Genomic DNA, 26,408 nt, shown 5'->3' with positions numbered 1-26,408 from the left:
TTCAGGAGTTAAGAAATGACCGTAAAAGGAACTGTTTCGCCAAGCAAGTCGGGCCGGCGGGGTGTCAATAAGGCGAAAAGAGAGACGTTGACCGCAATTTCGGTTGTTGGCTACAAATCTCTCACCGACAGGCAGCGCATGGAGATTCGGCCATTAACGGTTCTGGCTGGAGCCAATAGCGGTGGAAAATCGAGCATCATGCAGCCCTTATTGCTCCTCAAGCAGACCATAGACGCTCCGTACGATTCAGGTAGCCTCCTGTTGGGTGGACCAAACGTGCGCTTGACCTCAGCAACCCAGTTGTTGTCAAAAAGCTCAAGTTCACGTTCGGTTGGCGAATTTTCGATCGACTTCGAGATGGGTAAAAAGAAAATTGGCCTCTGCTTTCGCCAGGTTCCGCGTAAAGGCTTGGAGATATTCAGCAACACCCTTTCGGATGGGAAAACCGATGTCGTTCTTACCTTGGAGGGTGGTTTTTCAGGAGATGTAAAGAAAATTCTGGCTCAGTACGGTTTGCCCGAGAGAATTTTTCAGGATGCGGAAGCCAGGGTTGTGCGTGACCGATCATTTCTGGCGGTCGAAGTAGTGACGTCCCACGGTGAGTTCAAATTTCCGGTATTGCAGGGTGGGGAAAAGTTGGCGCCATTGATAGCAAGACTGATACATGTTCCAGGCTTGCGTGGTAACCCTGAGCGCAACTACAAGACGACGGCCGTTGGCGAGTCCTTTCCCGGAACGTTCGAGACCTATGTTGCCAGCGTCATTCAATATTGGCAAACAAGCAAGGATGCTCGTTTGCCACGCTTGAACAAGCAGTTGGAAACGCTCGGTCTGACCTGGAAAGTCGTGGCCGAACAGAAGGATGAAACACAGGTTGAATTGAAGGTTGGCCGCTTGCCGCACGGACTGCAAGGAGGAGCGCATGACCTGGTAAGCATCGCCGATGTAGGCTTCGGTGTTTCTCAAGCCTTGCCCGTTTTGGTGGCCTTGCTCGCAGCGGAGCCGGGGCAACTGGTCTATGTTGAGCAGCCCGAAATTCATTTGCATCCGAGCGCGCAACGCGCGTTGGCCACTGTTCTGTCGGAGGCCGCCAGAAGAGGGGTAATCGTCATTGTAGAAACCCACAGTGCACTGCTTCTTCGCGGCATTCAAACCTTGGTGGCGAAGGATGAATTAGCACAGGAATTGGTGAAGTTGCATTGGTTCCAACGTGATAAATCCGGAAAGACTTCAATTGTGAGTTCCGACCTTGATGAAACCGGTGCGTTCGGGGACTGGCCCGAGGATTTTGACGTCGTCGAACTGGATGCCGATAACGAGTATCTTTCCGCAGCGGAAGAAAAACTATTTCGGAACGCCAAATCATGAAAGGGAGTCGGGCAATCAGCCTGGTCATTGATGCATCCATTGCGCGCGCCTCGGGTGGTATCGAGGCCGTTCATCCGACAGCAACAGCCGTGCGTGATTTCCTTCAGAAGGTGTTGATAATGTGTCACAGAGCCGTAATGACCCCTGCAATACGGCTGGAGTGGGAGAAGCACGAGTCTGCTTTTGCAAGAAAATGGCGAAGATCGATGGTTGCCCGGAAAAAAGTGATCGTTATTTCCCCGCAAGAGATGTCCGAAGTAAGGGCGGCTATTAAGGATGGGCCTGCGTCGAAGAATGACAAGTCCGCCATGATCAAGGACCTGCTCTTGGTCGAGGCGGCAATTGCCACAGACGAGCGAGTCATAGCACTGGACGACAAGGTCAAGACGTTATTCGCGGTAGAGTCAGCGAGGATCGCGGGGCTGAGAGGCATTGTGTGGATAAATCCGGTCACGAATCCAGCGGGAGCAATGGCTCTGCTCCAAGGGGACGAACGCGAACGGCAATGGACCTTGGCGGAAATGAGCAAACAGGAGTGACTCGGCTACGGTTTACGGCATATCCGCGCGCGCACAGGTCAGCGCGTCAGCAACATCAACAAGATCAGATTGAGCAGCAGCGAAACACCGGCGACGATCCGCCAGGTGAGTAGCGGGTTGCGCATGGCCAGTGGCGTTGCCGGAGGCCGCTCGAGCGGTCGGTTGGCGCCGCGCTCGAGTGCCAGCAGGAATTCTTCGGCAGTCTCGAAGCGTTGGCCGGGGTCTTTGGCGACCGCTTTGAGCAGCAGGTTCTCCAGCCAGCCCGGAATATCGGGCCGGTAGCGCGTTGGTGCCACCGGCTCGCCGAATTTCGGATGCTGGAAAGGTTCGATTTCACCGTAGGGATATTTGCGGGTCAGCAGGTGGTAGAGCGTGACTCCTGCGGCATAGAGGTCGTGGGTCGGGCCGGCGCGCTCGCCGGCGAGCAGTTCGGGCGCCATGTAGCTGGGAGTGCCGGGACTGCCGACGCTGAGGTCGTCTTCCGACAGGCTGAGGGCGACGCCGAGATCGAGAATGCGCAGGCGACCGTCGCGACCGATGTGGATGTTGTCGGGCTTGATGTCGCGGTGGGCGACGTCGAGGCGGTGCAGCGCAGACAGGCCTTTCATCAGGCGCACGCCGTGCTGGACGGCGTCGGCGACGGTGAAATGCAGACCGGAATCGAGCATTCGCTGCAGGGTCGCGCCTTCGTGCCAGGTCTGCAGGTAGTAGAGGCAGCTGCGGCCTTCGGCGGGTAGCAGTTGCGCGAAGAACGGCGAGGTGATGCGCCGGCCGCGCCACTCTTCCATGATCAGCGCTCGAATCTCGTCGCCGTCGTCGGCCCGTTCCGGGCGCAGCGTCTTGAGCACCAGTTGCTGGCTTGAGCAGAGATCGGTGACGCGGTAGAGCAGGGTGCTGCGCGAGTCGTGCAGCACTTCGTTGATCTGCAAGCCGTCGATTTCCTGGCCTGGCTTGAACTGTGGCGGCAGCGGCAGGCGCGCGCTTCCCTCAAGCGAGTCGCGCAGCTTCTCTGCCGGCAGCTCTTCGATGCGGGCGACGACGGCGCTGGCGTTGTCCTGGCCGCCGGCAGCCAGCGCCAGGCTGGTCAGCGACGCTGCCGCCTGCTGCGCGTCGGGATGGGCGAGCAGTGCCGAACGGATGCGACCGTCACCGATGGCTCCCCAGACGCCGTCGCTGCAGAGCAGGAAACAATCGCCGACTTTCAGTTCCCCGTCGGCAAAATCGAGCTGAAAGTGGCGGTCGAGGCCGACTGCGCGCGAGAGCACGTTCTTGAGTTCGGGATGTTCCCAGAGATGGTCGCTGGTGAGGCGCGTGCACACGCCGTCGCGCAGCAGGTAGAGGCGGGAATCGCCGACGTGGGCGCTGATGTAGCGGCGGCCGCGCAGGACCAGGGTGGTCAGCGTCGTGGCCATGCCGGTGAGATCCGGTTGCCGGCCCGCTTCGGCCATCACCCAGCGGTTGAGGGCGACGATGACTTTTTCCAGGGCGTGCGGCACGCTCCAGGTGTCGGGGGTCGCGTAGTAGTCCGAAAGCAGGCCGCGCACGGTGTACTCGGCGGCTTCGCGGCCGCCCTGGTGGCCACCGACGCCGTCGGCGACGGCAGCGATCAGGCCCTTGTTGTCGAGCTCGGCGCCATGCGGCGTGACCATGCCGCAGAAGTCCTCGTTGCGCTCGCGCGGTCCGCTGAGCGAGGAGTGACCGATATCGACTTTAAGCGGCATGCAGGCTCCGGAAACGAAAATGGGGCGCAAGGTCGCAATGTACCTTGCCGCCCCGGTTGTTCAACGGAAACGCCCGTTCAGATCTTGGCCGCGGTCAGGTGCGCCGCGCCCCAGGTGGTGCGCCAGCGGTTCTTGACGGCGCTCAGCCCGGCCAGGGCCAGCAGGGCCAGCGCGGCGAAAATCAGGAAGCCGATCTGATAGCTGCCGGTGAGCTGTTTGGCGAAGCCGAGCGACGAAGCCAGGTAGAAGCCACCGACGCCGCCGGCCATGCCGACCAGCCCGGTCATGACGCCGATTTCCTTGCGGAAGCGCTGCGGTACCAACTGGAAGACTGCGCCGTTGCCCATGCCCAGTGCCAGCATCGCGCCGACGAAGGCGAGCAGCGCCATCCATGCTTCCGGCAGGCCAATACTGACGATGGCCAGGAAGATCGCCGCGAAGACGTACATCACCGACAGGCTCTTGATGCCGCCGATACGGTCGGCGACATTGCCGCCGATGGGCCGTACCAGCGAGCCGGCGAAGACGCAGGCGGCGGTGAAGAAGCCGGCGGTCTTGGCGTCGAGCCCGTACTGGATGTTGAAGTAAATGGTCAGCGACGAGGCCAGGCCGACGAAACCGCCGAAAGTCACCGAGTAGAAAAACATGAACCACCAGGCGTCGCTGTCCTTGAGCACTTTCAGGTATTCGGCCAGCGATTTCGGCGGTGGGCACTCCGGCGCATCCCTGGCGGCGATCATGTAATAGATGAAAACCAGCAGCAGCGGCATCAGCGCCAGGCCGAAGACGTTGGTCCAGCCGTAGGCGATGGCCAGGCTGGGTGCGATCAGCGCCGCCAGCGCGGTGCCCGAGTTGCCGGCACCGGCAATGCCCAGCGCCGTTCCCTGATGCTCCGGCGGATACCAGCGCGAGGCCAGCGGCAGGGCGACGGCGAAAGAGGCACCGGCGACGCCGAGGAAGACGCCGAGGATCAGGGTTTGCTCGTAGCTGTGGACGCCGAAATACCAGGCAAAAAACAGCGAGACCATCACCGTCACCTGGCCGATGGCGCCGGCCAGTTTCGGCTTCAGATGGTCGACCATCAGGCCCATGACGATGCGCAGCAGCGCACCCGCCAGCACCGGCGTGGCGACCATCATTCCCTTCTGGGCATGGGTGAGGTGCAGATCGCTGGCGATCTGCACGCCGAGCGGGCCGAGCATCACCCAGACCATGAAGGCCATGTCGAAGTAGAGAAACGAGGCGATGAGGGTTGGCCGGTGGCCGGCCTTCCAGAACGAGTTGTCCATGATCGTAGTCCGTCGGTGGGATTGTGGGAGCGACTTTCAGATATCGAGAAAAACCGTGCCGCTTTCGATGCGGATCGGGTAGCGGCGGGCGCAGCCCTGGTCGGGGGCGACCGCCTCTCCGGAATCGAGGCGCAGCTTCCAGCCGTGCAGGGGGCAGGTCACCTGATTGCCGTGCACCAATCCCTGCGACAGTGGCCCGCCCTTGTGCGGGCATTGGTCGCGCAGCGCAAACACTTCGTCGGACGAAGTACGGAACAACGCTATATCGCCGTTCATTGACCTGACGACGCGACTGCCGAGGCGCGGGATGTCGTCAAGTTTGCAAATCGATTTCCAGTCAGCCATTGCGGTTCTCCATGTCTTCCGGGTTCACACCGAAAGTGTTTCGTATTCGTTTTTCTCGACACCGGCGATGCGCTCGGCCCAGGGGTCCTTGGCGTCCTTCAGTTCGGCCAGCAGGCGGCCGTGCAGCGCCTTGCGGTTTTCCGGATCGTCGACGACCCGGGCCTTGGCGTGCTCCAGGCCGACGCGTTCGAGGTAATGACAGGTGCGTTCGAGGTAGAAAGCTTCCTCGCGGTAGAGCTGCAGGAAAGCGCCGGAATATTCCATGACCTCTTCGTCGCTGCCGACCTTGACGAAGAACTGCGCGACTTCGGTCTTGATGCCACCATTGCCACCGACGTAGAGTTCGTAGCCCGAATCAACGCCGATCACGCCGACGTCCTTGATGCCGGCTTCGGCGCAGTTGCGCGGGCAGCCTGAAACGGCGAGCTTGACCTTGTGCGGCGAATACATGTCGAAGAGCATTTTCTCGAGCTTGACGCCCATGTCCATCGCCAGCTGCGTGCCGAAGCGGCAATGTTCGGCGCCGACGCAGGTCTTGACGGTGCGGATCGACTTGCCGTAGGCATGTCCGGAAGGCATGTCGAGGTCTTTCCAGACGCCGATCAGGTCCTCCTTCCTGATTCCCAGCAGGTCGATGCGCTGGCCACCGGTGACCTTGATCGTCGGTACTTGATACTTCTCGGCGACGTCGGCGATGCGCCGCAACTCGGCGGAAGTGGTCAGCCCGCCCCACATCCGCGGCACCACCGAGTAGGTACCGTCCTTCTGGATGTTGGCGTGCGCACGTTCGTTGATCAGCCGTGAGCGCGGGTCGTCCTTGGCCTGCTTCGGCCAGGTCGAGATCAGGTAGTAGTTGAGTGCCGGGCGGCACTTGTCGCAGCCGTCGGGCGTCGTCCATTCGAGGAAGCGCATGGTTTCGCCGATGCTCAGCAGCGGCTGCTGACGAATCGCATCGCGTACCTCCTGATGCGAGAAGTCGGTGCAGCCACAGACCGGCTTGCGGTTCGATGCCGCCGGCGTGTAGGCGCCGCCGATGGTCGCCGAAAGAATCTGCTCGCAGAGGCCGGCGCAGGAGCCACAGGACGATGCCGCCTTGGTGTGCTTCTTGATGTCGTCGAGCGTGAACAGGCCGTTTTCCTTGATCGCCTTGACGATCGTGCCCTTGCTAATACCGTTGCAGCCGCAGACCTCGGCGCTGTCGGCCATCGCCGCCGCCTTGCTGTGCCCCTGATGGCCAACGTCGCCGACGTGCGACTGACCGAAGAGCAGGTGGTCGCGAATTTCGTGAATGTCCTGGCCGTCGCGCAGCAGCTGGTAGTACCAGGGCCCGTCGGCGGTGTCGCCGTAGAGCACGCCGCCGACCAGTTTGTTGTCCTGGATGACCAGCTTCTTGTACACCCCGCCGGCGGCATCGTTGAGGATGATTTCCTCGCTGTCCTTGCCGCCGAAGAAGTCGCCGGCCGAGAACAGGTCGATGCCGGTCACTTTGAGTTTGGTCGAGGTCAGCGAGCCGGTGTAGCGGCTGATGCCATAGTTGCCGAGATGGTTGGCCGCCACCTTGCCTTGCTCGAAGAGCGGCGCGACCAGACCGTAGGCGATGCCGCGGTGGGCTACGCACTCGCCGACCGCGTACACTTTCGGGTCAAAGGTCTGCATGGTGTCATTGACCACGATACCGCGATTGCAGTAAATCCCGGCCGACTCGGCGAGCGTGATGTTCGGACGGATACCGACCGCCATGACCACCAGATCGGCCGCAATCTGCAGGCCGTCCTTGAGGCGGATAGCCGCGACGCGACCGCTTTCGCCGGCGATCAAGGCCTCTGTCTGCTTGCCGAGCAGGAACTTGAGGCCGCGCTCTTCGAGCGACTTCTGCAGCATGCGTCCGGCCGTCTCATCGAGTTGGCGTTCGAGCAGCCAGTCGGCGAGATGCACCACGGTCACGTCCATGCCGCGCAGCTTCAGGCCGTTGGCCGCTTCCAGGCCGAGCAGGCCGCCACCGATGACCACCGCATGCTGGTAGCGTTTCGCGGCGTCGATCATGGCGTCGGTGTCGGCGATGTCGCGGTAGGAAATCACCCCCGGCAGGTCGTTGCCGGGAATCGGCAACATGAAAGGGTTGGAGCCGGTCGCCAGCAGCAGGCGATCATAACTTTCTTCGGTGCCGTCGTCGGCGATCACCCGGCGCTTGATGCGGTCGATGCGGTTCACCGTCTTGCCCAGATGCAGCCGGATGCCGTTGTCGGCATACCACTGGTGATCGTTGAGAATGATGTCCTGGATCGTCATCTCGCCGGCGAGCACCGGCGAAAGCAGGATGCGGTTGTAGTTCGGGTGCGGCTCGGCGCCGAATACGGTGATCTCGTAGTGGTCGGGGGCGATTTTCAGCAACTCCTCGAGGGTGCGAACGCCCGCCATGCCATTGCCGACCATCACCAGCTTCTTCTTGCTCATTTTCGCGACTCCATTCGATGCGTCTTGATGAAGGGACTTAAGCAAGTGGCGTGCCAGAAGACGTGCGCATTGATTTTTCAGGAGGTTTTCCTGGCCGGCGCGAAGTTGCAGGCCGGGAAAATGATGCGGCGCACAACTTCGGGGCACGCCGCCGTGTGCGGGTGCGGGATCTGGTGCAGGGAAGGTGGCTTGCCGACGGGCGCGCGCAGGCGGGCGAGGGGCAGCGTCGTCGGCGCAAGCGGTCATGGCGAGGCATTCGCTTGCTCGACATTGCCGGCATTACCCGCTCAACGCATGACGAACGCCTCCTGATGGAAGCGCAGGCGACCCTGCCACAGCTCGCGCAGGTCTTTGCGCAGGCTGTCGGCGAGTCCCTGCGGGCCACAAAACCAGACCTCGGCCGGGCGTGCGCGATCGTGTGCGGCGGCCAGCTCTTCAGCGCCGAGTTGCTGACCCTGCCTGGCAGAGTGCACGTACAGGCGGATGCCGGGAAGCTGCGCGGACAGCGCTTGCAGGCGGGCGACGAAAGGATCACCGTCGCGATCCCGCGTGCAGTAGTGCAGATCGGCAGCGGGCGCGTCCGCGGGCCTGGCCTGCTGCGCTTCCAGCCAGGCCAGGAAAGGAGTGACGCCGATGCCGCCGGCGATCCAGATCTGCTGCGCGTCGAGCTGTTGGCGGGCGATGTCGAAGCGTCCGTAAGGCCCTTCGATGCGCACCGGCTGGCCGACGGCCAGGCGCCGCGCGAGCTGTCGCGTATAGTCGCCGAGGGCCTTGATCTGGAAGCTGATTTCACCGTCGCCGTGGTCGGCGCTGGCGATCGTGAAGGGATGCTGACCTTCGCTGTCATCGAAACTGACGAAGGCGAACTGCCCCGGCCGATGCCCCGGCCAGCCAGCGTCCAGGCGGCAGCGCACGGCGAGCACATCGGCAGCCGGGTGGTCGAGCGCAACGACGCTTCCGCCCACCTGGCGCGAGCGACCGACGCGTCCGCTTAGCGAGAGCACGCTGCCGTAGACGCCGCCGGCGATGAGCACCGCCAGGAGTACGCCGACCGGCTGCGTCCAGTAGTCAGTCGGCGCCAGCAGGAGCGTGTGAAAGGCGAGCATCAGGTAGAGCACTGGCATTGCCCGGTGCAGAAAACGCCACACCCGGTACGGGAAACGCCGCCACAGGCTGATCGCCAGCATCGCCAGGAGGGCGTAGATCGCCCATTCGCCGAGGTCTTCGGCGAGATCGCGCAGCACCTCGATAAAGCCGCCGAAGTTTTCCTTGGGCACTCGCCCTTCGCGGCCGATGATGGCTTTCAGGATGTCACTCGACATTTCGATCAACCAGTGCAGGGCAGCGAAAACGCAGGCCAGGATTGCCGCCCACCTGTGCGTGCGATAGACGCGGTCCATGCCTCCCAGTGGAGCTTCGAGCCATGTCGGGCGGGTGGCCAGATACATCGCCACCGACAGCAGACCGATCGCGAGCAGGCCGCTGAAGTAGAGCGCTTCCTGGCGCAGTACCCACAGGGCTGCGCCGCCCGAGGGCGTGCCGGCGACGAGTGCATCCCAGCCCCAGGCCAGGGTGATGAGGGTGATGATCAGGGTGAGAGCGGTTTTCATGGTCAGCGCATCATTTCGTCAGTGGGTCAGGCAGGGGAGTCTTCGGCGCCGGGCGAGGCACCCGGCGAATGGAAATTCGAGCTCATTTGCCGGCAGGCCGAGGCCCATCGACGGCGCTCTGCGGCAGGTCGTCACGGCAACGCCGTTCGTTGCAGTCGGCCGAGGCGCTCTTGCGTTCGCCACCCTCGTCGCGCTCGCTCTCGCGCTGGCGATGGCCGATGACTTCCCCTGTCTGCGGATGAACGTAGAGCTTGCTGCGCTGGCCATTGCGGTTGGTGGCGCGCACTTCGTAGTTGCCGTGCTCGCGTTCGATCTTCTCGATGTTCCGATAGCCGGCCGCTTCGAGTTTGTCGATGATTTGCGGAATCGACAGCCATTGCCGGTCAGCAGAGCCAGCAGCGGCGGGTGCACGTTTGTCGTCGCTGAAGGCAGGGGTGACCCATGTGCTGGCGGCGCCGAGGGCTAGGCCGATGGCCAGGGCAGGAAGGATTCTTTTCAGTGTCATGCGGGCAATCTCCGGTTGGTGGGCTGTGGGCAGGCGCAGGTGAGAGCGAGCCAAGGGTGCGCGGCGCTTTCTGAACGTCTTGTCAAGCAGCTGTTCATCTGGCGTTGTGGAAGTTGCGCTACTTAATCGTCGTAGTAGCCGCGTTCGGCACCGGCGTGGCAGGCCAGGCAGTTGGCCTTGCTGCGCACCTCCTTGTGCTGCCACTCCCAGGCGGGAACTTCGCGGTGTTCCTTGACCCAGCGGTCGAGTTCGGTGATGCGCAGCGGCGCCTTGCTCGTCGAGGTCCCGCGCAGTAGTTTTTCGCTGTAGGGTTGGCCGCCGGTATCGCCGGCATTGCTCAGCAGATAGTTGGTGATGTGCCTGGCGGTTGCAGGATCGACGCTGGCGTCGTCGCCGAAATGCTTCGTCAGCTCACCCATCATTCGCTTCCACGAACTGGCCGGAAGCATCGACGGCGGAAAGGCGAGGTGGCAACTGCCGCATTCCTCCTTGACCACCGGGTCGCCGACCGGCGGGAAGTAATGGCTGCCACCGGCCTGCGCGCGCTGGAAAACGAGTGCCGAAAAGGCGATCGCGAGCAGGCCGAGCGCGAGCGGGCGATAGGGCAGAGTTATTGCATTCATTGGCTTCATCAGATTCTCCTTGGCAGTGCTTGCCTGCGTGTGGCTGTGGATCAGTTCCTGCGGGCGCTTACTGACTGATCATGAAGCTCAGCCAGTCGCCTTTTTCCTGCGCTGTGCACTGCCGGCCGAGCACCTCCTTGCAGTTGCGCTTGAACCATTTCTCGACTTTTGCGGGGTCGGCATAGCGGCCGGGGCTGGCCGACAAGGCCACCGGGTCGATGGCTTTTCCGGCAGGCGTCTGGCCCGATGTGCGCGGGTCCTTGGCATGGCAGCTGGTGCAGGCCGGGGTATCGGCTTTGCCGCCGGCGAATGACTGGCGATGGAAGGCTTCGCCGCGTGTTGCCGAGAAACCGGCGAAGGCCGGGTCGGCGGTTTTCGCCGCCGCGGCGTAGCCGGCCAGCAGCTCGTCGCGGGGTGCGGCGAACGCCGTTGTGTTGAGCAGGAGCGCCAGCGTCGCTGTCAATAGCAGCATTCCTGGTTGCTTGCGCGGGTGGTGTTTCATGGGTGTGCCCTTTCGCTTCGGTTTGACATGGCGCTACTTTGCCCGGCGCTGACTGAACCGATGCTGAAGCGCTCGTTCATCCTGCGTTCAGCTGCAACGCGGTAGAACGGGCGGGGCAGGCCGCTACACGGCGCGCGCAGCGGTCTGGAAAGCGTCTGTGCCCGTTAAACTATGGAGATGAATCAGTTGAGAAATACTTTACTGGCCATTGCTGCGCTGCTCCTCGCGTGGGCGAGTACCGTCGTCAGCGCCGGCAGTGCCGGCGACGGCCACGGCGGCGACCACGATCGTGCGCGTCAGGCGCTGGAAGCCGGTGAGGTGCTGCCGCTGCGGGTAATCCTCGAACGCGTCGAAGCCGCCTATCCGGGGCAGATCGTCGAAGTCGAGCTTGAGCGCGAGCACGGCCGCTGGGAGTACGAGATCAAGCTGCTGCGCAGCGGCGGATCGCTGGTCAAACTCAAGGTCGACGCGCGTGATGGCAGCATTCTCGGCGTCAAGGGGCGCAAGGAGCGCGAGGAGCGCGGGCAGGGTGAGCGCCGTCGTGGCGGCGACGACGAAGCGCGGGCTGCGGACGCTGGCGAGCCGCGCGGGGAGCCGCACTGATGCGCATCCTGATCGTCGAAGACGAAGCCCTGTTGCAGAAGCAACTCGCCGACGCGCTGCGCGCGGCTGGCTACGCGGTCGATACCGCGAGCAACGGCGTCGACGCCCACCACCTTGGCGACAGCGCTTCCTACGACGCCGTCGTTCTCGACCTCGGCCTGCCGCAGCTCGACGGCATCAGCGTCCTCAAGAAGTGGCGGGCCGCCGGTCGGGCCATGCCGGTGCTGATCCTGACCGCCCGTGATGGCTGGCACGAAAAGGTCGCCGGCATCGACGCCGGCGCCGACGACTACCTGAGCAAGCCTTTCCACATGGAAGAACTGCTCGCCCGCCTGCGTGCGCTGATTCGCCGCACCGGTGGCCACGCCAGCGCCGAACTGCTCTGCGGTCCGCTGACGCTCGACACGCGCAACAGCCGGGCAAGCGTCAATGGCCAGGCCTTGACGCTGACCAGCCACGAATATCGTGTCCTCGCCTATCTGATGCACCATCGCGAGCAGGTGATCTCGCGCAGCGACCTCATCGAGCACATCTACGCGCAGGACTTCGATCGTGACTCGAACACCGTCGAGGTCTTCATCGGTCGTCTGCGCAAGAAACTGCCGCCGGGGCTGATCGAAACCGTGCGTGGCCTCGGCTATCGCCTGACCGCGGGCGGATGAGCGTGCCTGCCCCGCCCTTCCCGCTTGCCGCGCGCGGCTCGCTGCGCATCCGCCTCCTGGCGGGAACGCTGTTCTGGATCGCCGCGTCGATTGCGGTCGCCGCCTGGGGCCTGAGCAGCCTGTTTCGCGAACACGTGGCGACGCAGTTCCACGCCGAGCTGAAAACTCACCTCAACCAGTTGACCGCCCATCTGGCGGTCGACGGCGATGGGCAGGCGACGCTGTCGGTGCCTTTGAGCGACCCGCGCCTGAGCCTGCCGTACAGCGGGCTCTATTGGCAGGTCGACGCGTTGGCGGCCGAGGGTGACTCTGCCCAGGCCCGCGCTGCGCGCGCCGGCCTGCTGCGTTCGCGTTCGCTCTGGGACAGCGTGCTCGCCGTGCCGCCCGATGCCCCGGCAGACGGCGAGATTCATCAGCACCGCGTGGCCGGTCCCGGTGGCGGGTGGCTGGGCATGGTCGAACGCGTCGTACGCATCGACGAGGGCAGCGGCACAGCTGCAGGAGCTGCCGGAGCCAAGCCTGCGGCACGCGCTTTTCGGCTGATCATCGCCGCCGACGAGACGCTGATGCTCGAGCCGGTAAGGAACTTCAACGGCGCGCTCTCGTTGGCGCTCGGCATTCTCGCTGCCGGCCTGGTCGTCGCCGCGCTGGTGCAGGTGATGGTCGGGCTGGCGCCGCTGCGCAGCCTGCGCGCCGCACTCGGGCGCGTTCGCAAGGGCGACGCGCAACGTCTCGAAGGCCAGTTTCCGGCAGAGATCACGCCTTTGGTCGACGAGTTCAACACCGTTCTGGGACAGAATGCCGAGGTCATCGAACGCGCGCGCACGCAAGCGGGCAATCTGGCGCATGCACTCAAAACGCCGCTCAGCGTTCTCGCCAACGCCGCCAGCGGCAAGAACAATGAACTCGCCCGCCTGGTCGTCGGCCAGGTCGACACGGCCAAACGCCAGGTTGACTACCACCTCTCGCGTGCGCACGCCGCGGCGACCCTGCGTGTCGCCGGCGCCCGCACGCCGCTGCGATCAGCGCTCGAAGCCTTGCTGCGCACCATGCGCCGGATTCACGCCGAGCGGCAGCTCGAGCTCCTGCTGCACCCGATCGCCGAAAACCTGGCCTTTCGCGGTGAAGAGCAGGACCTGCAGGAAATGCTCGGCAACCTGCTCGACAACGCCTGCAAGTGGGCCAGCCGCCGCGTCGAAGTCGCCGCCCGTGCCGAAAGCGAGCAGTTGCTGATCACCATCGACGACGACGGCCAGGGAATCGCCGCCGCCGACCGCCATGCCGTGCTCCGCCGTGGTGTGCGCGCCGACCAGCAGGTGCCGGGTTCCGGGCTGGGCCTGTCGATTGTTGACGATCTGGCGCAGCTTTACGGCGGAGAGCTGAGCCTCGCCGATTCGCCGCTGGGTGGTTTGCGGGTGGTATTGAAGTTGCCGGCTGTGGCGTGAGCGAGGGTTTCCCCGTCGCCACATCCGGCCGCCATCACGCAATCATGCGCCTGCCCCGTCCTTGCGAGGAGGTGCCGTCGCGTACCGCCTGCAGATGCGACGATGATTTTTTCTGCACGAACCCGCTGCGCGAAGGGAGCCGCGGCGCTACTGCCCTTGCGCGCTTCAGACGACGAGTTCGCTATGCTCAATACGTCCCATGCCGATATAGACGTGGGCGGCCTGATTGACGAAGCTGTCGAGATCAGGCCATCTCGTCTCCGGCACGGCCCCGGTAATCCAGCCGTTCGGCGCTTGCAGGAAAAACCCGGTATAGCAGTCGTTCGCCTTGTCACCGCCATCATCCATGTTGCACAGCGTGGTCGGACCGATGGCGGTAATTGGCACAGGGTAGCCGTCGTCCGCGCGCACGCCGAAACCAATCACGTTGAGGTGCTCGGTGATGCTCCACTTTTTGATGTCGTCTTTCGCCGAAGTGTCGACGTGAATCACTACCCAGCCAGCCTCCGCCGGCACTATCGCCTCAAACTGTCTCTTGGCCATCTCTCTCTATCCTTGAAGTTGTGAGCTTGCGCAGCACCATTGCCGGCACAGGCGGAAACGTATCACGTCCGCGCGTTCACAAGAAGGGGCGCGCGTGCCGGGGCCGCTTGCGAACGGCTGTCCAAAGATGGCCAGGGCTCGGATGCTCCCTGAATTCCCCGCCTCACCCCCCGGTCCTTTTCCCGCAGGAGGAGAAGGGCGATTTGTGGGTCGCGTAGACGACTTTCACAGTAAGGGAGGCATCAGCCAACTCCAACGATCCACCTTTGGTGTCTTGAACTCAAGTGGGAGCGGATCATGGGCAATAGCTTTATGTACGGCGCGAGTGCCTGTTCCCGGCACGACTGGACCCTGATTCGAGAAAGGGTTTGAGCGATGGCGACCCCTGCGTGGCTGCAGTTTCTCGGCCCGGTCCCGACCGCCTTGCGGGCGCAAGTGACGGCGCTGCTCAAAATGGCGGCCATCGACGTTTTGGCGACGCGGCGAGAGGCCGGCGGGCTTGGCATCGCGGTGTTGGCGCAAGCCGACGACGGCGTTCTCGACGCTTTGCGCGAACTGGTCCGGGACTCTTCCGTGCTCGCCATCGCCGTGGGCGCAGGTCAATGGGATCCGGCCGCAATGTGGCGCGTGCTCGATGCCGGCGCCGCCGACCTGCTGCTGTGGTCTGCGCTTCCGGCCACTGCTGACGACGTCGCCTGCCGACTGCAGCGCTGGCAGACGATTCGGACTCTGGTCGACTCGGACATCGTGCGCAAGCGCGTGGCGGGACGCGGCGCGGCCTGGCAATCGCTCCTGCGCGGCGTCGTCGAAGTCGCACGCTTGACACAGTCTTCCGTGCTTATCACCGGCGAGACCGGCACCGGCAAGGAGCAGATCGCGCACTTGATTCACGAACTCGACGGTCGCGACGAAGTGGGCGAGTTCGTCGTCGTCGACTGCACGACGCTGTCGAGCGAGTTGTCGGGCAGCGAGTTTTTCGGTCATGAGCGTGGTGCCTTCACCGGTGCGGCCGGGGCGCGTGATGGCGCATTTGCGCTTGCACATGGGGGCACGCTCTTTCTCGACGAGGTCGGTGAACTGAGCATTGCCTTGCAGGCGCAGTTGCTGCGCGTGGTGCAGGAGCGCCAGTACAAGCGCCTGGGCAGCAATACCTGGCAGCGCAGCGACTTCCGCCTGATCTGTGCAACCCACCGTGATCTCGATGCCGCCGTGGCCAACGGCAGTTTCCGCGCCGACCTGTTCTACCGCATTGCGGCCTGGCGTTGCACCGCGCCGCCGCTGCGCGAACGCATGGAAGACATTCTGCCGCTGGCGCGCTTCATCCTCGCCCAACTGGAGCCTCGCGCCGCCCCTCTGGAAATGGACCCGGCGGTCAAGGAGTACCTGCTGACGCGCGAATACCCCGGCAACGTGCGCGATCTTTGCCAGACCGTGGCTCGGCTGTGGCAGCGCCACAGCGGCCACGGCCCACTCACCGTCGGCGACGTGCCCGAAGACGAGCGGCCGGCGGCTGTGGTCTGGCGCCCGCACTGGCCCGACCGCAACTTCGAAGCTGCCGTTCGCCATGCCGTCGAACTGAACATCGGCCTGAAGGAGATCGGGCAGACCGCCACTGAGCTGGCCACTCAGGCCGCGCTGGATCAGGAGGGCGGCAATCTGCAGCGCGCTGCGGCGCGCCTGGGCGTCACCGACCGGGCATTGCAGATCCGCCGCGCCAACCAGCGGGCCACGCATTGATGCGTCCGATCAGGCGCATGAAATTGCCGCCGAGGACCAGCGCTTCGTCTTGCGCTGGCAGCCGCAGCAGGCGCAGCTTGCTCAGCTCGACTGCCGGGTGCAGCCAGGGGCCGTCGGAGCCGAACAGCAGCTTGTGTGCGCCGGCGCGTCGCAGCGCCTGTTCCAGCAGATCGAAACGACGCACGCCGGCGGTGTCGGCGTGCATGTTCGGGTGGCGAACCAAGTGGTCGATCAGCGCCAGTTGTGCCCCCCAGTCGTCGGCGAAGCTGCCCAGGTGCGGAATGATGAAATCGACATCGGGATATTGCTGCGCCAGCAACTCGCACACCGATACCTCGCCGGCGATGTCGTAGAGCAGCGGCAAATGGAACTCGCGCGCCGCTTCGCAGACTTCTCGCGTTATGCGCGCGTCGTGCCGGTGCACCTTGATGCCGACAAAACCGTGCTCCTGCACCGCCTCACGTACCATCGCCCGCACGCGGCCGCGGTCGCGCCCGGCGTGTACGAAGGCAAAGCCGTAGAGCCGGTCACGCCGGCTGGCGACCAGGCGGGCGACCTCGCGGTTGGCCTTGGCGTAGTCCGAGTGGAAGGCAGAGAAGACCACGCTGCGCCGGATGCCGGCGGCGGCGCAGCGGTGCAGGTAGTTGTGCAGTGGCGCTGCGGTGTCCCAGGGGCCGGTGAGACCGTCGCCGAGGCCGGCGTGGCAGTGGCAGTCGATGATCATTCGGGCCGCTTCCTTGCGCTGTAGTTGGCGAGGCATCAGTCGGGCAGGGGCCCGCAATTGAAATGCCGGATTCTTGGATAGTCGAAAGCACAGTTCCCCGCTGCGCCGATGAAAACGTTGCTGCCCAGCGAACGCGACTCGCTGCGCACGACGGCGAGTATGGCCAGATAGATCGTTCGCAACGCCGACGAGCGGGGGTCACGACAGGCAATCGCGGCAAGGAGGTCGTCCAGCCTGGGGCGTAGCCTGGCGTCTTCCCGCAGGGCCAGCAGGCGCCCGCTGGTGTGTCTGTAGCCGAGCGAAAAGGCGCGCACGAGCTTGGCGCCGCCGCGGATCCTGCTGAGCGGCCGTTGTCTGTTCGTCGCTGCGTCCATGAGCGCGTAAGCCGAGCCGCGCACAAAAGCCAGCTGGACGGCGGGATCGTTCTCGAATTCGCTAGCGAGCGTCTCGACGAAACTGTTCAGGAACATGCAGGCCAGGCGCGCGGCCGGGCCCATCGCTCCCGTCGCGCTGCCCAGGGCCTTGCACGCCAGGCTGTCGGCCCGGCGGATGAAGGCGAACAGTTCCTTGGCCACCTGGAACCGTTCGGGGCGTCTACCCAGGATCGCGAACACCGCCTCACGCAAACTGCCGTCGGCAATCGCTTGGCATTTCGTCTTGTTTGCTGGCGGTGGCGCCAGGAGCAGCTTGACCGATACCCTGCGATTGAGGCTGCGCCCCGCTTGCGTCGCGTTGGACGCTTCTGAAAGCATGTCGCCAAGGCTCAGCGTGGTGATGGGCAGGCGCGCCAGCGCGTTGCCGTGCAGCTTGAGTCGGCGACGCAGTCCTTGCTCTACCGACTCCGCACGTCCTTGCCCCAATGCGAACTTGTCGTCGCTCGCCCTCCACTTGGCGGCGTGCCCGATCATCAGTACATGCGCGACGGGCTTGCCCTCGAGGTCGCGGCTGACGATGTCGATCACCAGGCGGTCGAGTTGCTCTTCGTGCCAGGCTTCGAGCTCGGTCCGGTAGGATCGAAAGCAACGGAAGAGCAAGGGATCTGCGCGACACGCAGCATGGGGTGGCGGCTTCGGCGCGCTGCCGACATAACGCTCTATCTCGCCGGGGTGAAATATCTCGGCCTGCGGCCAGCGCGGAAATCCTGTCGTGTTGACGTCCTTTCCGTACATGTCGTACATGTCGTCGCTCCTTTCAAGGCGGCCGGTCTTCCTCACCATGCCATTTCGAATTCAGTCTCTCTGGCCTGCCCGTGATTGGTGAACCACGGCGTACGCTGACGTGCGCCGTCGTTGTTGATTTCGACATGCACATGGTCGATGTGCGGATTGGGGCCGCTGTATCGCGCCACGCGCGGCGTGCGGCTGCCGCTCCAGCGCATGCGGTTCCAGATGATGTATTGCACGCCAATCGCTGCGGCGTTGCGCACCAGCCAGTTGGCGATCGGGTCGCCGATGGCGCTGTTGGCGCGGCCGCCGAGCGTCGGGATCATGATGTCCAGGGCTCGGCCCGTGCCGTGAACCGATGTCTCGGAGCGGTTGGCGCTGTTGGCTCGGCACGAATAGCCGCCGATGCTTGAAACGCCGGCAAAGGTCGCCAGGATGTGAGCCTTCAGTGCTGCCGCACCGGCTGTGAAGGTGCCGGTGCAATTGCCCGGCATGCCGATCCACGCCGGCGGCGAGTCATAGCGCACGGTCTGGGCGTCGCCGGCGGTGCGCACGCTCGCGGGCAGCAGCCATTCATTCGTCGCTGAGCCGCCACCGCCCGGGACGCTCGGCGATGTACCGAGCAGCGCTCCCCAGGTTCTTGAACCAACGATGCCGTCGACAGCGAGACCGCGCGCGCGCTGAAACGCGCGCACAGCCGCATCGGTCTTCGACCCGAAGATGGCGTCGGCTGCTCCGGCATTGAAACCTGCAGCGCCGAGCCGGCGCTGCAGATCGGCCACGCCCGACCCGCGCGAGCCGCGGCGCAATGTCGGCATCCTGGTGGGCGCTTCAAGCTCCAGCGTTTCGTACTCGTCGATCTCGCCCTGGTCCTGCCCTGGCTCGTCAGCCCTTGCCCCGGCATCGGTCGGGCGGCGTGCATCGCGCAGGGCCTGTTCAACCTCCGGCCCGGCGATGCCGTCGACGGGCAAGCCCTGGCGGCTCTGGAAGCGGCGCAATGCCTTGCGCGTGGCTGCGTTCATCACCCCGTCGACCGGCAAATTCGCCGACTCGACCTGGTTCAGTGTGCTTTGTATCCAGCGCACGTACTCCGTGCCATGAACCGGGCACACGCATGGCGCCGCCGGCGCGGCGAAGCGTGACCGTAGCCGCCGCGCATTCCGGCTTGGCGGCCTGGAGCGCGAAGGTGATGTTGGCCGCGAACCGGCCTTCGCTCGGGAACGCGAGGGGCTAGCCTGCGGCTTCGAACGAGCCGACGATGCGGCACGGCCACGTCGTCGTTCCGAATCCCAGGCCGCGGCCTCTTCTTCATCGCTGAACGGGCTCTCGGCGTCGCGCGAGCCGAAGCTGGCTTCGTCCTCGTATTCGTCCACTGCGCCATATTCGTACAGCGCTTCGTCTTCGCTTTCGTCCTCGAACTCGAACTCGCCCTGAGGCGACATCTCGAAATCGAAGGCCTCAAATTCGAAGGCCTGGAATTCGGCTCCGGTGCCGGTCTGGCACTTCGGGCATTGGCAGCTCATCTTGTGCATGGTGGTCTCCTGTTAACAGGGGCGAAATCACTTGTGAAGCGTGAAGCGGCATCAATGCTTTGCCTTCATGCCGGCTCCCATGCGGCATGCCGCACTTGCGCCAGTTGCGCCACGGCGTGGTCGATCTGCGTTGCATCGTGCTCGGCGCGGAGCAGGAAGCTGAGTTGCGCCCCGCCGCCGCGATCGCGGTGCAGAACAGTGCGCACGCCGGCCTGCAACAGATGGGTGTGCAGCTGCCGCACATCGGTCGACGGCGGCGCAAGCAGCGTTTGCACCGGGAAGTCGCCGCCGCGTGTGGCGATGTCCAGTGCACCGAGACCGGCGCGCAGCCGCCGCACGGCACGCCACAGCCGCAAGCGCAGGCACTCGCCGTCGTCTCGGTTCACAGCCAGCGCGTGCTGAGCGGCACGAATCACCGCCATTGACGGCGGACTCATGTGCTCGCGGCTGGCGCTGTCGCGCGCGAAGCGGCGCAGCAGCGCCGCTTCGCCGGCGAGCAGTGCCACCGGTACGCCGAATCCCTTGGCGAGCGAGGCACCGACGATCAGATGGTCGCCAGCGAGGCCGTGTCGCTGCAGCGAGCCGCCGCCGTCGAGCCCGTAAGCTGCAGCCGGCGAAGGGTGATGGCCGTAAATGCCCAGGCCCTGGGTGTCGTCGATCAGCAAGCAGCCACCATGCCGGCGTGCCAGCGCGGCGTAGGCCGCCAATGGCGGCTGGCTGTTGCTGCCCGGGCAGACACCGTCGCTGAGCACCACTGGTCGACCGCTACCGCGCCGCCCGAGCAATTGCGCCAGGCAAGCCGCGTCATGGCGCGCGAAGGTTTGCAAGGGCACGCCTTTCGCAGCCCAGTGCTCGGCACCCCAGCGGGCGATCGGGTAGGTCGATGCGTCCATGAAGATCTCGATCGGTTCACGGCTCAGAACACCGAGCAGGTCCCAGAAGAGGTGAAAGCTGGAAGGCAGCAAGGTGCCGGCCGCGCAGCCGACGAGGGTCGCCAGTTCGCGGGCCGTGGAGAGCGCCTCGACGGGCTCGCGCAAGGCCGCCGGGCAGCCGAGGCTGAGCGCCTCCCAGGGTTCGAGCGAGCGGCTGCCATGGCGCAGGCCAAGGTAGAGCGACGAGGCAAAGTCCAACATGCCGGCTGCTCGTCACGCGCTCCGCTGCTGCGCGGCGAGGCGCCTTTGCAGCAGTACCGAAGGGAGGGTGGAATCGACGCGCGTCTCGACCGTCTCCGCGCCCAGTTCGGCACCGGTCGCGGCGCGATAGGCGTGGATGTAGCCGAGCACCTGGGGCCGCCAGAAGCGCGCGAAATTGAACGCCTGAGTCGGCTCGAACGCGGTGCTCCACGCACCGTAACGGATCGACAGTAGGAGCTGCTCGCCGAACACTGCCAAGTTGTGGAAGTGCACCACGCTGGTGTCGGACCAGCCCTGCAGCTTCTTCATCGCGTCGACCCGGTCCATCCACGGCTCCGGGTAGGCAACCATCACCCGGGTCGGCAGGAACTCGCGAAACTCGGGCCGCGACAGCAGCCACTGCTGGATCAGCATCTCGATCCGCGCGGTCGGCGGCAGATCACCGAACTGGCTGTGTGCACCTTGCGACAGGATCAGGTGCACTTCCTTCAGCGCGTTGAGCACGCCGAAGGCGTCGGCCTTGACGGTGGTGTTGTCATCCTGCTTGTAGAACACCGTGCACAGTCTCAGCAAATGGTGGAAGGCCTCGACGAACTTCGAGCGCGTGTCGGCGGGTCGGAAATCGAGCACCGCGCGACCCTTGAGGCGCAAGCCGTAGTGGTGGTCGTACTCAGCGTTGCGCCGGGCCACCGTGAGGCGGTGCTGCTCGTCCTGGATATAGCCCCACAGCAGGTTGTTCAGCGGCCGCAAGGGGTTCACCTCGACGTTCGCCAGCGGGTCGGGCTGGCGTGTGCCGCGCATGTTCTGGAAGCGTCGCGTGATCGCGTTCATCGCCTGTACCTGCATGCACTCTTCATGCCAGTAGGACCAGATGAGTTCGAGCAGGCAGGGGTTGCGCAGCTTCTCCTGCACAAAGCCTTCGCACAGATCGGTTTCACGCTCGGTGCGGCGGATCGGTTCGTTGAAAGGGACGTCGGGCAACTTGCGCCGGATGATCGCCAGATACGGCAGCATGCCGATGCCTTCGACCTGCTCCAGGTACGGCTCTCGCCCGGGCTTGGGGAGGTCGCGCCGCCGCAGGTAGTCATTCAGATCGGCCAGCACGTCGGCGTCGCCTGTGACCCCCGGGTCGCCGGTAAACACGCCGCAGTTGACCATCACGAAGGCTTCGGTCGCAGCCTTCAGCACGCGGTAGGCGTCGGTGTCGGTAAACGGCAGGAAGCGCCTTTGCAGCAGCCTGTTGTAAGCCGCCGTTTCGGCCGCCGGCGGGTTTTCCCGGCCGTTGCTGCAGAACAGCAAGTCCATGAAGCGCAGGTACTTGTCGAACGACAGCGCTTCGGTGCTGGCGCGAATCGCCCCCCACAGCCGCAGGTCCGGCGTCGGCGCGGTCTCGGAGCGTGCCAGCGCGACATTGAGGTTGCCGCTGATCGGCGTCGGCTCGCGCTCTTCAACGTCGAATTCTTCCGCGAGGGCCAGCACCGCCAGCTGCCCGCCTGCTTGCCCGTTGGGCAAAGGGCCCAGCAGCGAGAACGCCAATGCCGCGCCGATTTCTTGCGTACCGGCGTTCTTCATCGGCATCGTGGCAACGAATTTTTCGTTGCGCACACGTGTCATGCCCGGCGCCAACTGCATCGTCACGTGCGCGGCCAGTACATCGGAGTGACTGAAGGTGAAGCGCGCCTGCGCCCGGTCATTGACTCGCGGTTGCCGACAGGCGATATCCTGGCAGTCGGTGTTCATGAAGGTGATTTCCAGCTGCGCCTCGAGCGGCAGCTGGAAACATACCGACTCGGTGCAACCCGACCCGACGTCGACGCATTGCGCGAGCATCTTCGGGTGGTGCTCGTACTTCACGAGGTAGCACGCGGGATCGAGCTCGGCAAAGGTGACCTGGCCTGCACCGTCGGTGCGTTCGCTGGCCAGCCAGTTGCGCGGCTCCGGCTGCCAGTTGGTGTCCAGGAAGTCGCTGCGGTCAACATCGTCGGGGTGGGCGTAAAGGCTCACCCAGGCGCCGCGCAGGACGGCGCCGTCGCCACCGGAATCGGCCACTGTGACGGTGATCGAACCCTTGCGGGTGCTCTTCGGGATGTGGGTCGTGGCAGGCATGTTTTTCTCCTTGGTGAACAGCAGATCAACTTTGAATGGAGCGCAGGTTTGCGCATTGCGAAGCGCCCTTCAGCGTGCTGTCCAGCGCCCAATGGGTGAGCAGGCGGGCCAGCAGTTCGCTCTCCAGCTCGGGGCTGGCGCGCCCGTCGGCACGCGCCTGCCCGATGACCGCGAACACCAGCGATGGCGCGGCGCGATACATCGCCGCCGGTGCAGCGCACCAGTCGCGGTACAGCCGCGCCAGCTGCAAGGGTTGACGCTCGGCGGTGGCCAGCGCATCGGCCAGGCTGCGACCGCGCAGCGAGCGCGGCCGGTGCTGCACCAGCAAGGCGACAAATGCCGGCATGGTGGCGCGCAAGCGCGCCAGCAGCTGTGCACGCGCAGCGTCCAAGCCCTGCGGCGGATAGAACGCTGCCCACAGCGCGGCGAAGCGTCCCCACTGCGGATGCGGGTACAGCGCCTGGCCGATGGCGCAACTCAGCAGCACGCGGATCCAGGGTGCCGGATGCGGATCCTGGTGCTCAATGCGAAACACGAAGGCGCGCGGCAGGCTGACCACGGCTATCAAACCCAGTGTCGAGGCAATGCCGACCCGTGCCACGGCCCAGAAGTCGGCCAGGATCTCCGAGATCCAACGCTCCCAGAGTTCCCAGGCGCTGCGATCGGGACCTTCGACCGCCTGCAGCCCACGCAGCACTGGGCGAATCGATGGCACCAGAGCGAGCAATGCCGCGCCTTGGTGGCCAACCTCGTGCACCAGCGACGAGGCGATGCCGCTACCGACCATGCGCTCGCGCGGCACCCGGATCACGGCGACCGGGTTCTCGCCACCACCCGGCAAGCGGGTGCGTGCACGGCGAATCGCCGCACCCGCCCCGCGGTCTAGATAGCAGATGATCGGCGGCACCGGGTAGTAGTGGCCCGGCAGCGCCAGTGCGTCGGCGGCCACCACGTCGAGCCCGGCGAGCCAGACTCCCGATTCGTGCTCGCTGCGCTGGGTGATGACGTCGCTGAACAGATCGAACTGCGTCAGCGCGGCGTGGAACTGCAGGCGCAGGTAGGTGAAGCGACGCTGCGCCTGCGCTACGCTGGCCGCGCGTCCGGGGCCATGCAGCCAGGTAATGAATCCCTGGACCATGACTTCGAGATCACGGCGCCCGCGTGCGAGGTGGCGTTCAATGGCCACTTGCGCGCGTGGCCGCAGGGTGGCAGCCGGCAGCATCGGCTCCAAAAGCGCGAAAGGCTTGATGCGCGTAAGCCGGGTCCGTAAAGCACGCGCCTCTTGGGCCAGCATCCAGGCAGCGAAGGGTGTCATGACGCGCCGACTCACTCAGGCCCCGTAGATCACGATCTTGTCGCCACGCCGTGCCCAGCGCCCGCTCTGGCCCCGGCCCGCAGCAGCGGCCATGCCGCCGGCTCTCCTGATCAAGCCGGGTGCGAGCTTGCGTGCAGCGCTGATCGCCGCTGACTGCGCCACCGCGCGTGGGTCGGCCCCTGGTGCTGCAGAGGCCGCCTTCTTCACGGTGTCTGCGGCCAGGCGGACGAACTGCTTGGCGCCCTCGAACTCCTGCTCTTCCTGGTCCATCTCGGCTTCGAGGCCGATGGCGCTACCCGCGGCAGAGGCGACGCCACTGCCGATCTTGGCACCGAGTGGCCCGCCGACGATGCCCCCAAGCGCACCGCCAGCGAGCGGCAGGGCCTTCTTGGCGACGCCCTTGAGAACACCGCCGACCGCTTTGCCGATCGGCGAGCGGATCAGCTTGCGAGCACCTTTGGCAACCCGCCGGATAAGTTTGCCGAGAAACTGGTCGAGTTCCTCCTCGTTGTCGACGCTGAGCAATTCGTAGGCAAGTTCGTACTCCTCGGCTTCGCTGAGATCAGTTGCGTATTCCCCCGACCAATCCGACTCGTTTGACTCGAACTCGTCGGTTTCGTATTCGGATGCTTCGTCCTCGAACTCCATCTGGTTGCGGTCGATGTCATGCATGGCAGGCTCCTCAAATGACAGGTACTAAGGGTTGAGGACGACGAGTTGGCGTCCTCTGCGAAACCACGTTCCCGTGGACGGGCGGCTGCCCGGATTTGTCGGCGCCAGGCCGGGCGCAAACTCCTGCGCAGCAGCAACCGCGGCGCGCCGCGCTACCAGCTGCGCTGAAGCCGTGCCGGTAGCGCGACTTGCACGTCGCGCGGCGTCGGCGGCAAAGCGCCCGAAATGACGCGCCACCTCGAAAGCCTGGTCCTCGGGACTCAAGCCTTCGAGTTCGAGAGCAAAGATGCGGCCCGCCGACAATCTCGGCGTGGCACCGGCCTGGCGCAGGAGCGGCCGACCGATGCGCCCGAGGATGCCGGCCAGCGCGGCGCGAACGTCGCTTGCGACAGCGCGCCCGTCTGCGCCTCCGATCATCCCGTCGAGGTAGGACTCGAGTACGCCTTCGTCGGCCTGTTCGAGCAACTCGGCAGCCACCCGCATTTCGTTCGCACTCGACCATCCCGCGACATCCCCCGGCGCCTCCAGCGCTTGCTCCAGGGCGTCGATGGGCGGCTGATAGTCGAGAAGGCGGTGGTTCATGGCAAGCTCCGGTAGCGGTGCCGGCAAGCGGTTGGCGCGCCGTTTGGGTGTTGCACCGCATAATCCGTGCCAGTCGATTGGGCGCGCGTTTTCACGGCACGCCAGGCGCGCGAAGCGAAGCAAGTTTCGTTTTGGAGGCCAGTCGAGAGCGGTCGGCGAAGGCCGCTTCGTTTCGCGATGAATCAACCGCCAGGGGTGGCGCAGAGGGCGCGATCTCTTACGCTTGCTCGACGAAGTGCGGGCCGGGGTCCGCCGCCGTCTGCTGCATTCGCTGACCCGACGCGATGTGCTTGAGCAGGCAGGCGTCGAGACGATGGCAAGCTTGGCGCACGGTGGCGGCTTCCCGCTCGACGCCAGCAGGGCGCCCACCGCCAGGGCCACGGGGTCAGTAGCAAACCGATGGCAATTTTGCCTTCCTGCACGCCACTTGCAGGCGCCTGATCGGCTTGCCGCATCTCTTGCTGAAATTTCGATACAAACCGCTTCGCGCCACCGTGCAAGGAACCGCCCGGCGATACTTTGCGCGTGCCGTGGCTGCCGTGATGGCGATGGGAGCGCTCAGCTCTCCGGCACGGGCGCGTCCAACAAAGGGATCAGATCGTGGCTTCGCACGATCTGTCCAGATTCGTTGGGCGGCAGCTTGTTAGCCGGGGATCTCTGGCTCGACGAGCGTCGCCAGCTGCGTCAGGGACTCCTGCCAGCCGAGGTAGCACATTTCTACAGGGATGACCTCGGGGATACCTTCCTGGACTATGTGTAGCTCGGTGCCGCAGGAAACCTTCGTGAGAATCACCGTAACCTGAAGTTCCCCGGGCATGTTCGGGTCGTCGAATCTGTCCGTGTAGCGAAGGCGTTCGTGCGGCACGAGTTCAAGGTACTCACCGCCGAAGGAGTGAGCGTTCCCTGTAGTGAAGTTTGTGAAAGACATCTTGAAGCTTCCGCCGACCCTGGCATCCATGTGGTGGACTTTGCAAGTGAACCCGTATGGCGGGATCCACTTGGCCATTGCGTCTGCCTCAAGGAAGGCTCGATAGACGCGCTCCGGCGGTGCTCTGAACACACGATGCAGTTGTACGGTACCTGTTGTTGGCATTTGCGATTCTCCTTGAGAGGCGCGAGGCGCGAGGTGGTGGCAGGCCGGTTTCACCTTGCTGCCGATGTTCAAGAATGTAGCGCATCGGCGTGCTTCGTCTGCGAATTTTCCGCGCGGCCCCGGCGTGACCGGATATCACTCG

The 26,408-nt window shown here is 64.7% G+C and carries 24 protein-coding genes and 1 pseudogene; 7 read left to right on the top strand and 18 right to left on the bottom strand.

Features of this window, described 5'->3' with window-relative positions:
- Positions 1-15: 15 nt before the first annotated feature.
- Positions 16-1,368 carry an AAA family ATPase gene (locus V5B40_RS07410; protein WP_332353881.1) on the top strand — a complete coding sequence of 451 codons (1,353 nt, stop codon included), beginning with the start codon at positions 16-18 and terminating at the stop codon, positions 1,366-1,368.
- Positions 1,365-1,907 (top strand): hypothetical protein, encoded by a 543-nt coding sequence (locus tag V5B40_RS07405; RefSeq protein ID WP_332353880.1) that lies wholly within the window; start codon positions 1,365-1,367, stop codon positions 1,905-1,907. Before V5B40_RS07410 ends, V5B40_RS07405 begins: the two co-directional genes overlap by 4 nt.
- A 38-nt stretch (positions 1,908-1,945) precedes the next feature.
- Here the strand turns inward: V5B40_RS07405 and V5B40_RS07400 are convergent, their stop codons facing one another.
- The 8 genes from V5B40_RS07400 to V5B40_RS07365 form a co-directional block, all read right to left on the bottom strand.
- Positions 1,946-3,628 (bottom strand): bifunctional protein-serine/threonine kinase/phosphatase, encoded by a 1,683-nt coding sequence (locus tag V5B40_RS07400; RefSeq protein WP_332353879.1) that lies wholly within the window; start codon positions 3,626-3,628, stop codon positions 1,946-1,948.
- Positions 3,629-3,705: 77 nt separating this feature from the next.
- Positions 3,706-4,917, bottom strand: a complete 1,212-nt coding sequence (locus tag V5B40_RS07395) for a nitrate/nitrite transporter (RefSeq protein ID WP_332353878.1) — start codon at positions 4,915-4,917, stop codon at positions 3,706-3,708.
- 36 nt (positions 4,918-4,953) lie between these two features.
- The gene (nirD, locus tag V5B40_RS07390; RefSeq protein WP_332353877.1) at positions 4,954-5,262 is read right to left on the bottom strand and encodes a nitrite reductase small subunit NirD; all 309 of its coding nucleotides are present in this window, start codon (positions 5,260-5,262) and stop codon (positions 4,954-4,956) included.
- Positions 5,263-5,286: 24 nt separating this feature from the next.
- A complete protein-coding gene (nirB, locus tag V5B40_RS07385) occupies positions 5,287-7,716 on the bottom strand; it encodes a nitrite reductase large subunit NirB (protein WP_332353876.1) in 2,430 nt (809 codons plus the stop codon).
- A gap of 287 nt (positions 7,717-8,003) precedes the next feature.
- Entirely contained in the window at positions 8,004-9,326 is a 1,323-nt protein-coding gene (locus tag V5B40_RS07380; RefSeq protein WP_332353875.1) for a ferredoxin reductase family protein, read from the bottom strand.
- An 82-nt stretch (positions 9,327-9,408) separates the two neighbouring features.
- On the bottom strand, positions 9,409-9,831 hold the full coding sequence (locus V5B40_RS07375) for a PepSY domain-containing protein (RefSeq protein WP_332353874.1): 423 nt from the start codon (positions 9,829-9,831) through the stop codon (positions 9,409-9,411).
- A gap of 122 nt (positions 9,832-9,953) precedes the next feature.
- Positions 9,954-10,463, bottom strand: coding sequence for a diheme cytochrome c (locus tag V5B40_RS07370; RefSeq protein ID WP_332353873.1), 510 nt, complete (start codon positions 10,461-10,463; stop codon positions 9,954-9,956).
- A 58-nt stretch (positions 10,464-10,521) separates the two neighbouring features.
- The gene (locus tag V5B40_RS07365; RefSeq protein ID WP_332353872.1) at positions 10,522-10,926 is read right to left on the bottom strand and encodes a DUF1924 domain-containing protein; all 405 of its coding nucleotides are present in this window, start codon (positions 10,924-10,926) and stop codon (positions 10,522-10,524) included.
- 216 nt (positions 10,927-11,142) lie between these two features.
- Between V5B40_RS07365 and V5B40_RS07360 the strand changes: the two genes are divergently transcribed.
- From V5B40_RS07360 to V5B40_RS07350, 3 genes are read left to right on the top strand one after another with little or no spacing between them, the layout of a single operon-like run.
- Positions 11,143-11,559, top strand: coding sequence for a PepSY domain-containing protein (locus tag V5B40_RS07360; protein ID WP_332353871.1), 417 nt, complete (start codon positions 11,143-11,145; stop codon positions 11,557-11,559).
- Positions 11,559-12,221 (top strand): response regulator transcription factor, encoded by a 663-nt coding sequence (locus V5B40_RS07355; protein ID WP_332353870.1) that lies wholly within the window; start codon positions 11,559-11,561, stop codon positions 12,219-12,221. The genes V5B40_RS07360 and V5B40_RS07355 overlap by 1 nt, the downstream gene beginning before the upstream one ends.
- Positions 12,218-13,666, top strand: a complete 1,449-nt coding sequence (locus V5B40_RS07350) for an ATP-binding protein (protein WP_332353869.1) — start codon at positions 12,218-12,220, stop codon at positions 13,664-13,666. The genes V5B40_RS07355 and V5B40_RS07350 overlap by 4 nt, the downstream gene beginning before the upstream one ends.
- 165 nt (positions 13,667-13,831) lie before the next feature.
- Here the strand turns inward: V5B40_RS07350 and V5B40_RS07345 are convergent, their stop codons facing one another.
- Positions 13,832-14,209: a hypothetical protein gene (locus tag V5B40_RS07345; RefSeq protein ID WP_332353868.1), complete on the bottom strand. Its 378-nt coding sequence runs from the start codon at positions 14,207-14,209 to the stop codon at positions 13,832-13,834.
- 375 nt (positions 14,210-14,584) lie between these two features.
- Here V5B40_RS07345 and V5B40_RS07340 point away from each other — a divergent pair, with 375 nt between their 5' ends.
- Positions 14,585-15,946: a sigma 54-interacting transcriptional regulator gene (locus V5B40_RS07340; protein ID WP_332353867.1), complete on the top strand. Its 1,362-nt coding sequence runs from the start codon at positions 14,585-14,587 to the stop codon at positions 15,944-15,946.
- Here V5B40_RS07340 and V5B40_RS07335 read toward each other — a convergent pair.
- The 8 genes from V5B40_RS07335 to V5B40_RS07300 all read right to left on the bottom strand — a co-directional run bounded on the left by V5B40_RS07335 (position 15,894) and on the right by V5B40_RS07300 (position 25,173).
- Positions 15,894-16,670, bottom strand: coding sequence for an amidohydrolase family protein (locus tag V5B40_RS07335; protein ID WP_332353866.1), 777 nt, complete (start codon positions 16,668-16,670; stop codon positions 15,894-15,896). The genes V5B40_RS07340 and V5B40_RS07335 overlap by 53 nt on opposite strands.
- A 35-nt stretch (positions 16,671-16,705) precedes the next feature.
- Positions 16,706-17,848, bottom strand: coding sequence for a hypothetical protein (locus V5B40_RS07330; protein WP_332353865.1), 1,143 nt, complete (start codon positions 17,846-17,848; stop codon positions 16,706-16,708).
- Between the two features lie 32 nt (positions 17,849-17,880).
- Positions 17,881-19,365, bottom strand: a complete 1,485-nt coding sequence (locus tag V5B40_RS07325) for a peptidoglycan-binding domain-containing protein (RefSeq protein ID WP_332353864.1) — start codon at positions 19,363-19,365, stop codon at positions 17,881-17,883.
- Positions 19,366-19,430: 65 nt separating this feature from the next.
- The gene (locus V5B40_RS07320; RefSeq protein WP_332353863.1) at positions 19,431-20,498 is read right to left on the bottom strand and encodes a pyridoxal phosphate-dependent aminotransferase family protein; all 1,068 of its coding nucleotides are present in this window, start codon (positions 20,496-20,498) and stop codon (positions 19,431-19,433) included.
- 12 nt (positions 20,499-20,510) lie between these two features.
- Positions 20,511-22,604 (bottom strand): 8-amino-7-oxononanoate synthase, encoded by a 2,094-nt coding sequence (locus V5B40_RS07315; RefSeq protein WP_332353862.1) that lies wholly within the window; start codon positions 22,602-22,604, stop codon positions 20,511-20,513.
- Positions 22,605-22,629: 25 nt separating this feature from the next.
- Entirely contained in the window at positions 22,630-23,919 is a 1,290-nt protein-coding gene (locus V5B40_RS07310) for a hypothetical protein (protein WP_332353861.1), read from the bottom strand.
- A gap of 15 nt (positions 23,920-23,934) precedes the next feature.
- Complete coding sequence (locus tag V5B40_RS07305; protein ID WP_332353860.1) at positions 23,935-24,591, bottom strand: hypothetical protein; 657 nt, start codon at positions 24,589-24,591, stop codon at positions 23,935-23,937.
- A 24-nt stretch (positions 24,592-24,615) separates the two neighbouring features.
- Positions 24,616-25,173: a hypothetical protein gene (locus tag V5B40_RS07300; protein ID WP_332353859.1), complete on the bottom strand. Its 558-nt coding sequence runs from the start codon at positions 25,171-25,173 to the stop codon at positions 24,616-24,618.
- Between the two features lie 404 nt (positions 25,174-25,577).
- On the opposite strand from V5B40_RS07300, the pseudogene V5B40_RS25215 reads away from it, so the two are divergent.
- Positions 25,578-25,708, top strand: a pseudogene (locus V5B40_RS25215) (IS91 family transposase); the annotation flags it as partial.
- Positions 25,709-25,816: 108 nt separating this feature from the next.
- Here V5B40_RS25215 and V5B40_RS07295 read toward each other — a convergent pair.
- Positions 25,817-26,266: an SRPBCC family protein gene (locus V5B40_RS07295; protein WP_332353858.1), complete on the bottom strand. Its 450-nt coding sequence runs from the start codon at positions 26,264-26,266 to the stop codon at positions 25,817-25,819.
- Between the last annotated feature and the right edge of the window lie 142 nt (positions 26,267-26,408).

Source organism: Candidatus Accumulibacter meliphilus, from assembly GCF_036625345.1.
Taxonomy (GTDB): domain Bacteria; phylum Pseudomonadota; class Gammaproteobacteria; order Burkholderiales; family Rhodocyclaceae; genus Accumulibacter; species Accumulibacter meliphilus.
This window is presented reverse-complemented; position numbering and strand designations above follow the sequence as displayed.

What these genes read in the sequence shown, in the direction of transcription:
- V5B40_RS07330 (WP_332353865.1), bottom strand. Translation starts at nt 17,848, where the DNA reads ATGTACGACATGTACGGAAAGGACGTCAACACGACAGGATTTCCGCGC.
- V5B40_RS07315 (WP_332353862.1), bottom strand. Translation starts at nt 22,604, where the DNA reads ATGCCTGCCACGACCCACATCCCGAAGAGCACCCGCAAGGGTTCGATC.
- V5B40_RS07370 (WP_332353873.1), bottom strand. Translation starts at nt 10,463, where the DNA reads ATGAAGCCAATGAATGCAATAACTCTGCCCTATCGCCCGCTCGCGCTC.
- V5B40_RS07320 (WP_332353863.1), bottom strand. Translation starts at nt 20,498, where the DNA reads ATGTTGGACTTTGCCTCGTCGCTCTACCTTGGCCTGCGCCATGGCAGC.
- V5B40_RS07410 (WP_332353881.1), top strand. Translation starts at nt 16, where the DNA reads ATGACCGTAAAAGGAACTGTTTCGCCAAGCAAGTCGGGCCGGCGGGGT.
- V5B40_RS07325 (WP_332353864.1), bottom strand. Translation starts at nt 19,365, where the DNA reads ATGCACAAGATGAGCTGCCAATGCCCGAAGTGCCAGACCGGCACCGGA.
- V5B40_RS07405 (WP_332353880.1), top strand. Translation starts at nt 1,365, where the DNA reads ATGAAAGGGAGTCGGGCAATCAGCCTGGTCATTGATGCATCCATTGCG.
- V5B40_RS07375 (WP_332353874.1), bottom strand. Translation starts at nt 9,831, where the DNA reads ATGACACTGAAAAGAATCCTTCCTGCCCTGGCCATCGGCCTAGCCCTC.
- V5B40_RS07380 (WP_332353875.1), bottom strand. Translation starts at nt 9,326, where the DNA reads ATGAAAACCGCTCTCACCCTGATCATCACCCTCATCACCCTGGCCTGG.
- V5B40_RS07295 (WP_332353858.1), bottom strand. Translation starts at nt 26,266, where the DNA reads ATGCCAACAACAGGTACCGTACAACTGCATCGTGTGTTCAGAGCACCG.
- V5B40_RS07350 (WP_332353869.1), top strand. Translation starts at nt 12,218, where the DNA reads ATGAGCGTGCCTGCCCCGCCCTTCCCGCTTGCCGCGCGCGGCTCGCTG.
- V5B40_RS07395 (WP_332353878.1), bottom strand. Translation starts at nt 4,917, where the DNA reads ATGGACAACTCGTTCTGGAAGGCCGGCCACCGGCCAACCCTCATCGCC.
- V5B40_RS07310 (WP_332353861.1), bottom strand. Translation starts at nt 23,919, where the DNA reads ATGACACCCTTCGCTGCCTGGATGCTGGCCCAAGAGGCGCGTGCTTTA.
- nirD (WP_332353877.1), bottom strand. Translation starts at nt 5,262, where the DNA reads ATGGCTGACTGGAAATCGATTTGCAAACTTGACGACATCCCGCGCCTC.
- V5B40_RS07365 (WP_332353872.1), bottom strand. Translation starts at nt 10,926, where the DNA reads ATGCTGCTATTGACAGCGACGCTGGCGCTCCTGCTCAACACAACGGCG.
- V5B40_RS07305 (WP_332353860.1), bottom strand. Translation starts at nt 24,591, where the DNA reads ATGCATGACATCGACCGCAACCAGATGGAGTTCGAGGACGAAGCATCC.
- nirB (WP_332353876.1), bottom strand. Translation starts at nt 7,716, where the DNA reads ATGAGCAAGAAGAAGCTGGTGATGGTCGGCAATGGCATGGCGGGCGTT.
- V5B40_RS07400 (WP_332353879.1), bottom strand. Translation starts at nt 3,628, where the DNA reads ATGCCGCTTAAAGTCGATATCGGTCACTCCTCGCTCAGCGGACCGCGC.
- V5B40_RS07355 (WP_332353870.1), top strand. Translation starts at nt 11,559, where the DNA reads ATGCGCATCCTGATCGTCGAAGACGAAGCCCTGTTGCAGAAGCAACTC.
- V5B40_RS07345 (WP_332353868.1), bottom strand. Translation starts at nt 14,209, where the DNA reads ATGGCCAAGAGACAGTTTGAGGCGATAGTGCCGGCGGAGGCTGGCTGG.
- V5B40_RS07340 (WP_332353867.1), top strand. Translation starts at nt 14,585, where the DNA reads ATGGCGACCCCTGCGTGGCTGCAGTTTCTCGGCCCGGTCCCGACCGCC.
- V5B40_RS07300 (WP_332353859.1), bottom strand. Translation starts at nt 25,173, where the DNA reads ATGAACCACCGCCTTCTCGACTATCAGCCGCCCATCGACGCCCTGGAG.
- V5B40_RS07335 (WP_332353866.1), bottom strand. Translation starts at nt 16,670, where the DNA reads ATGATCATCGACTGCCACTGCCACGCCGGCCTCGGCGACGGTCTCACC.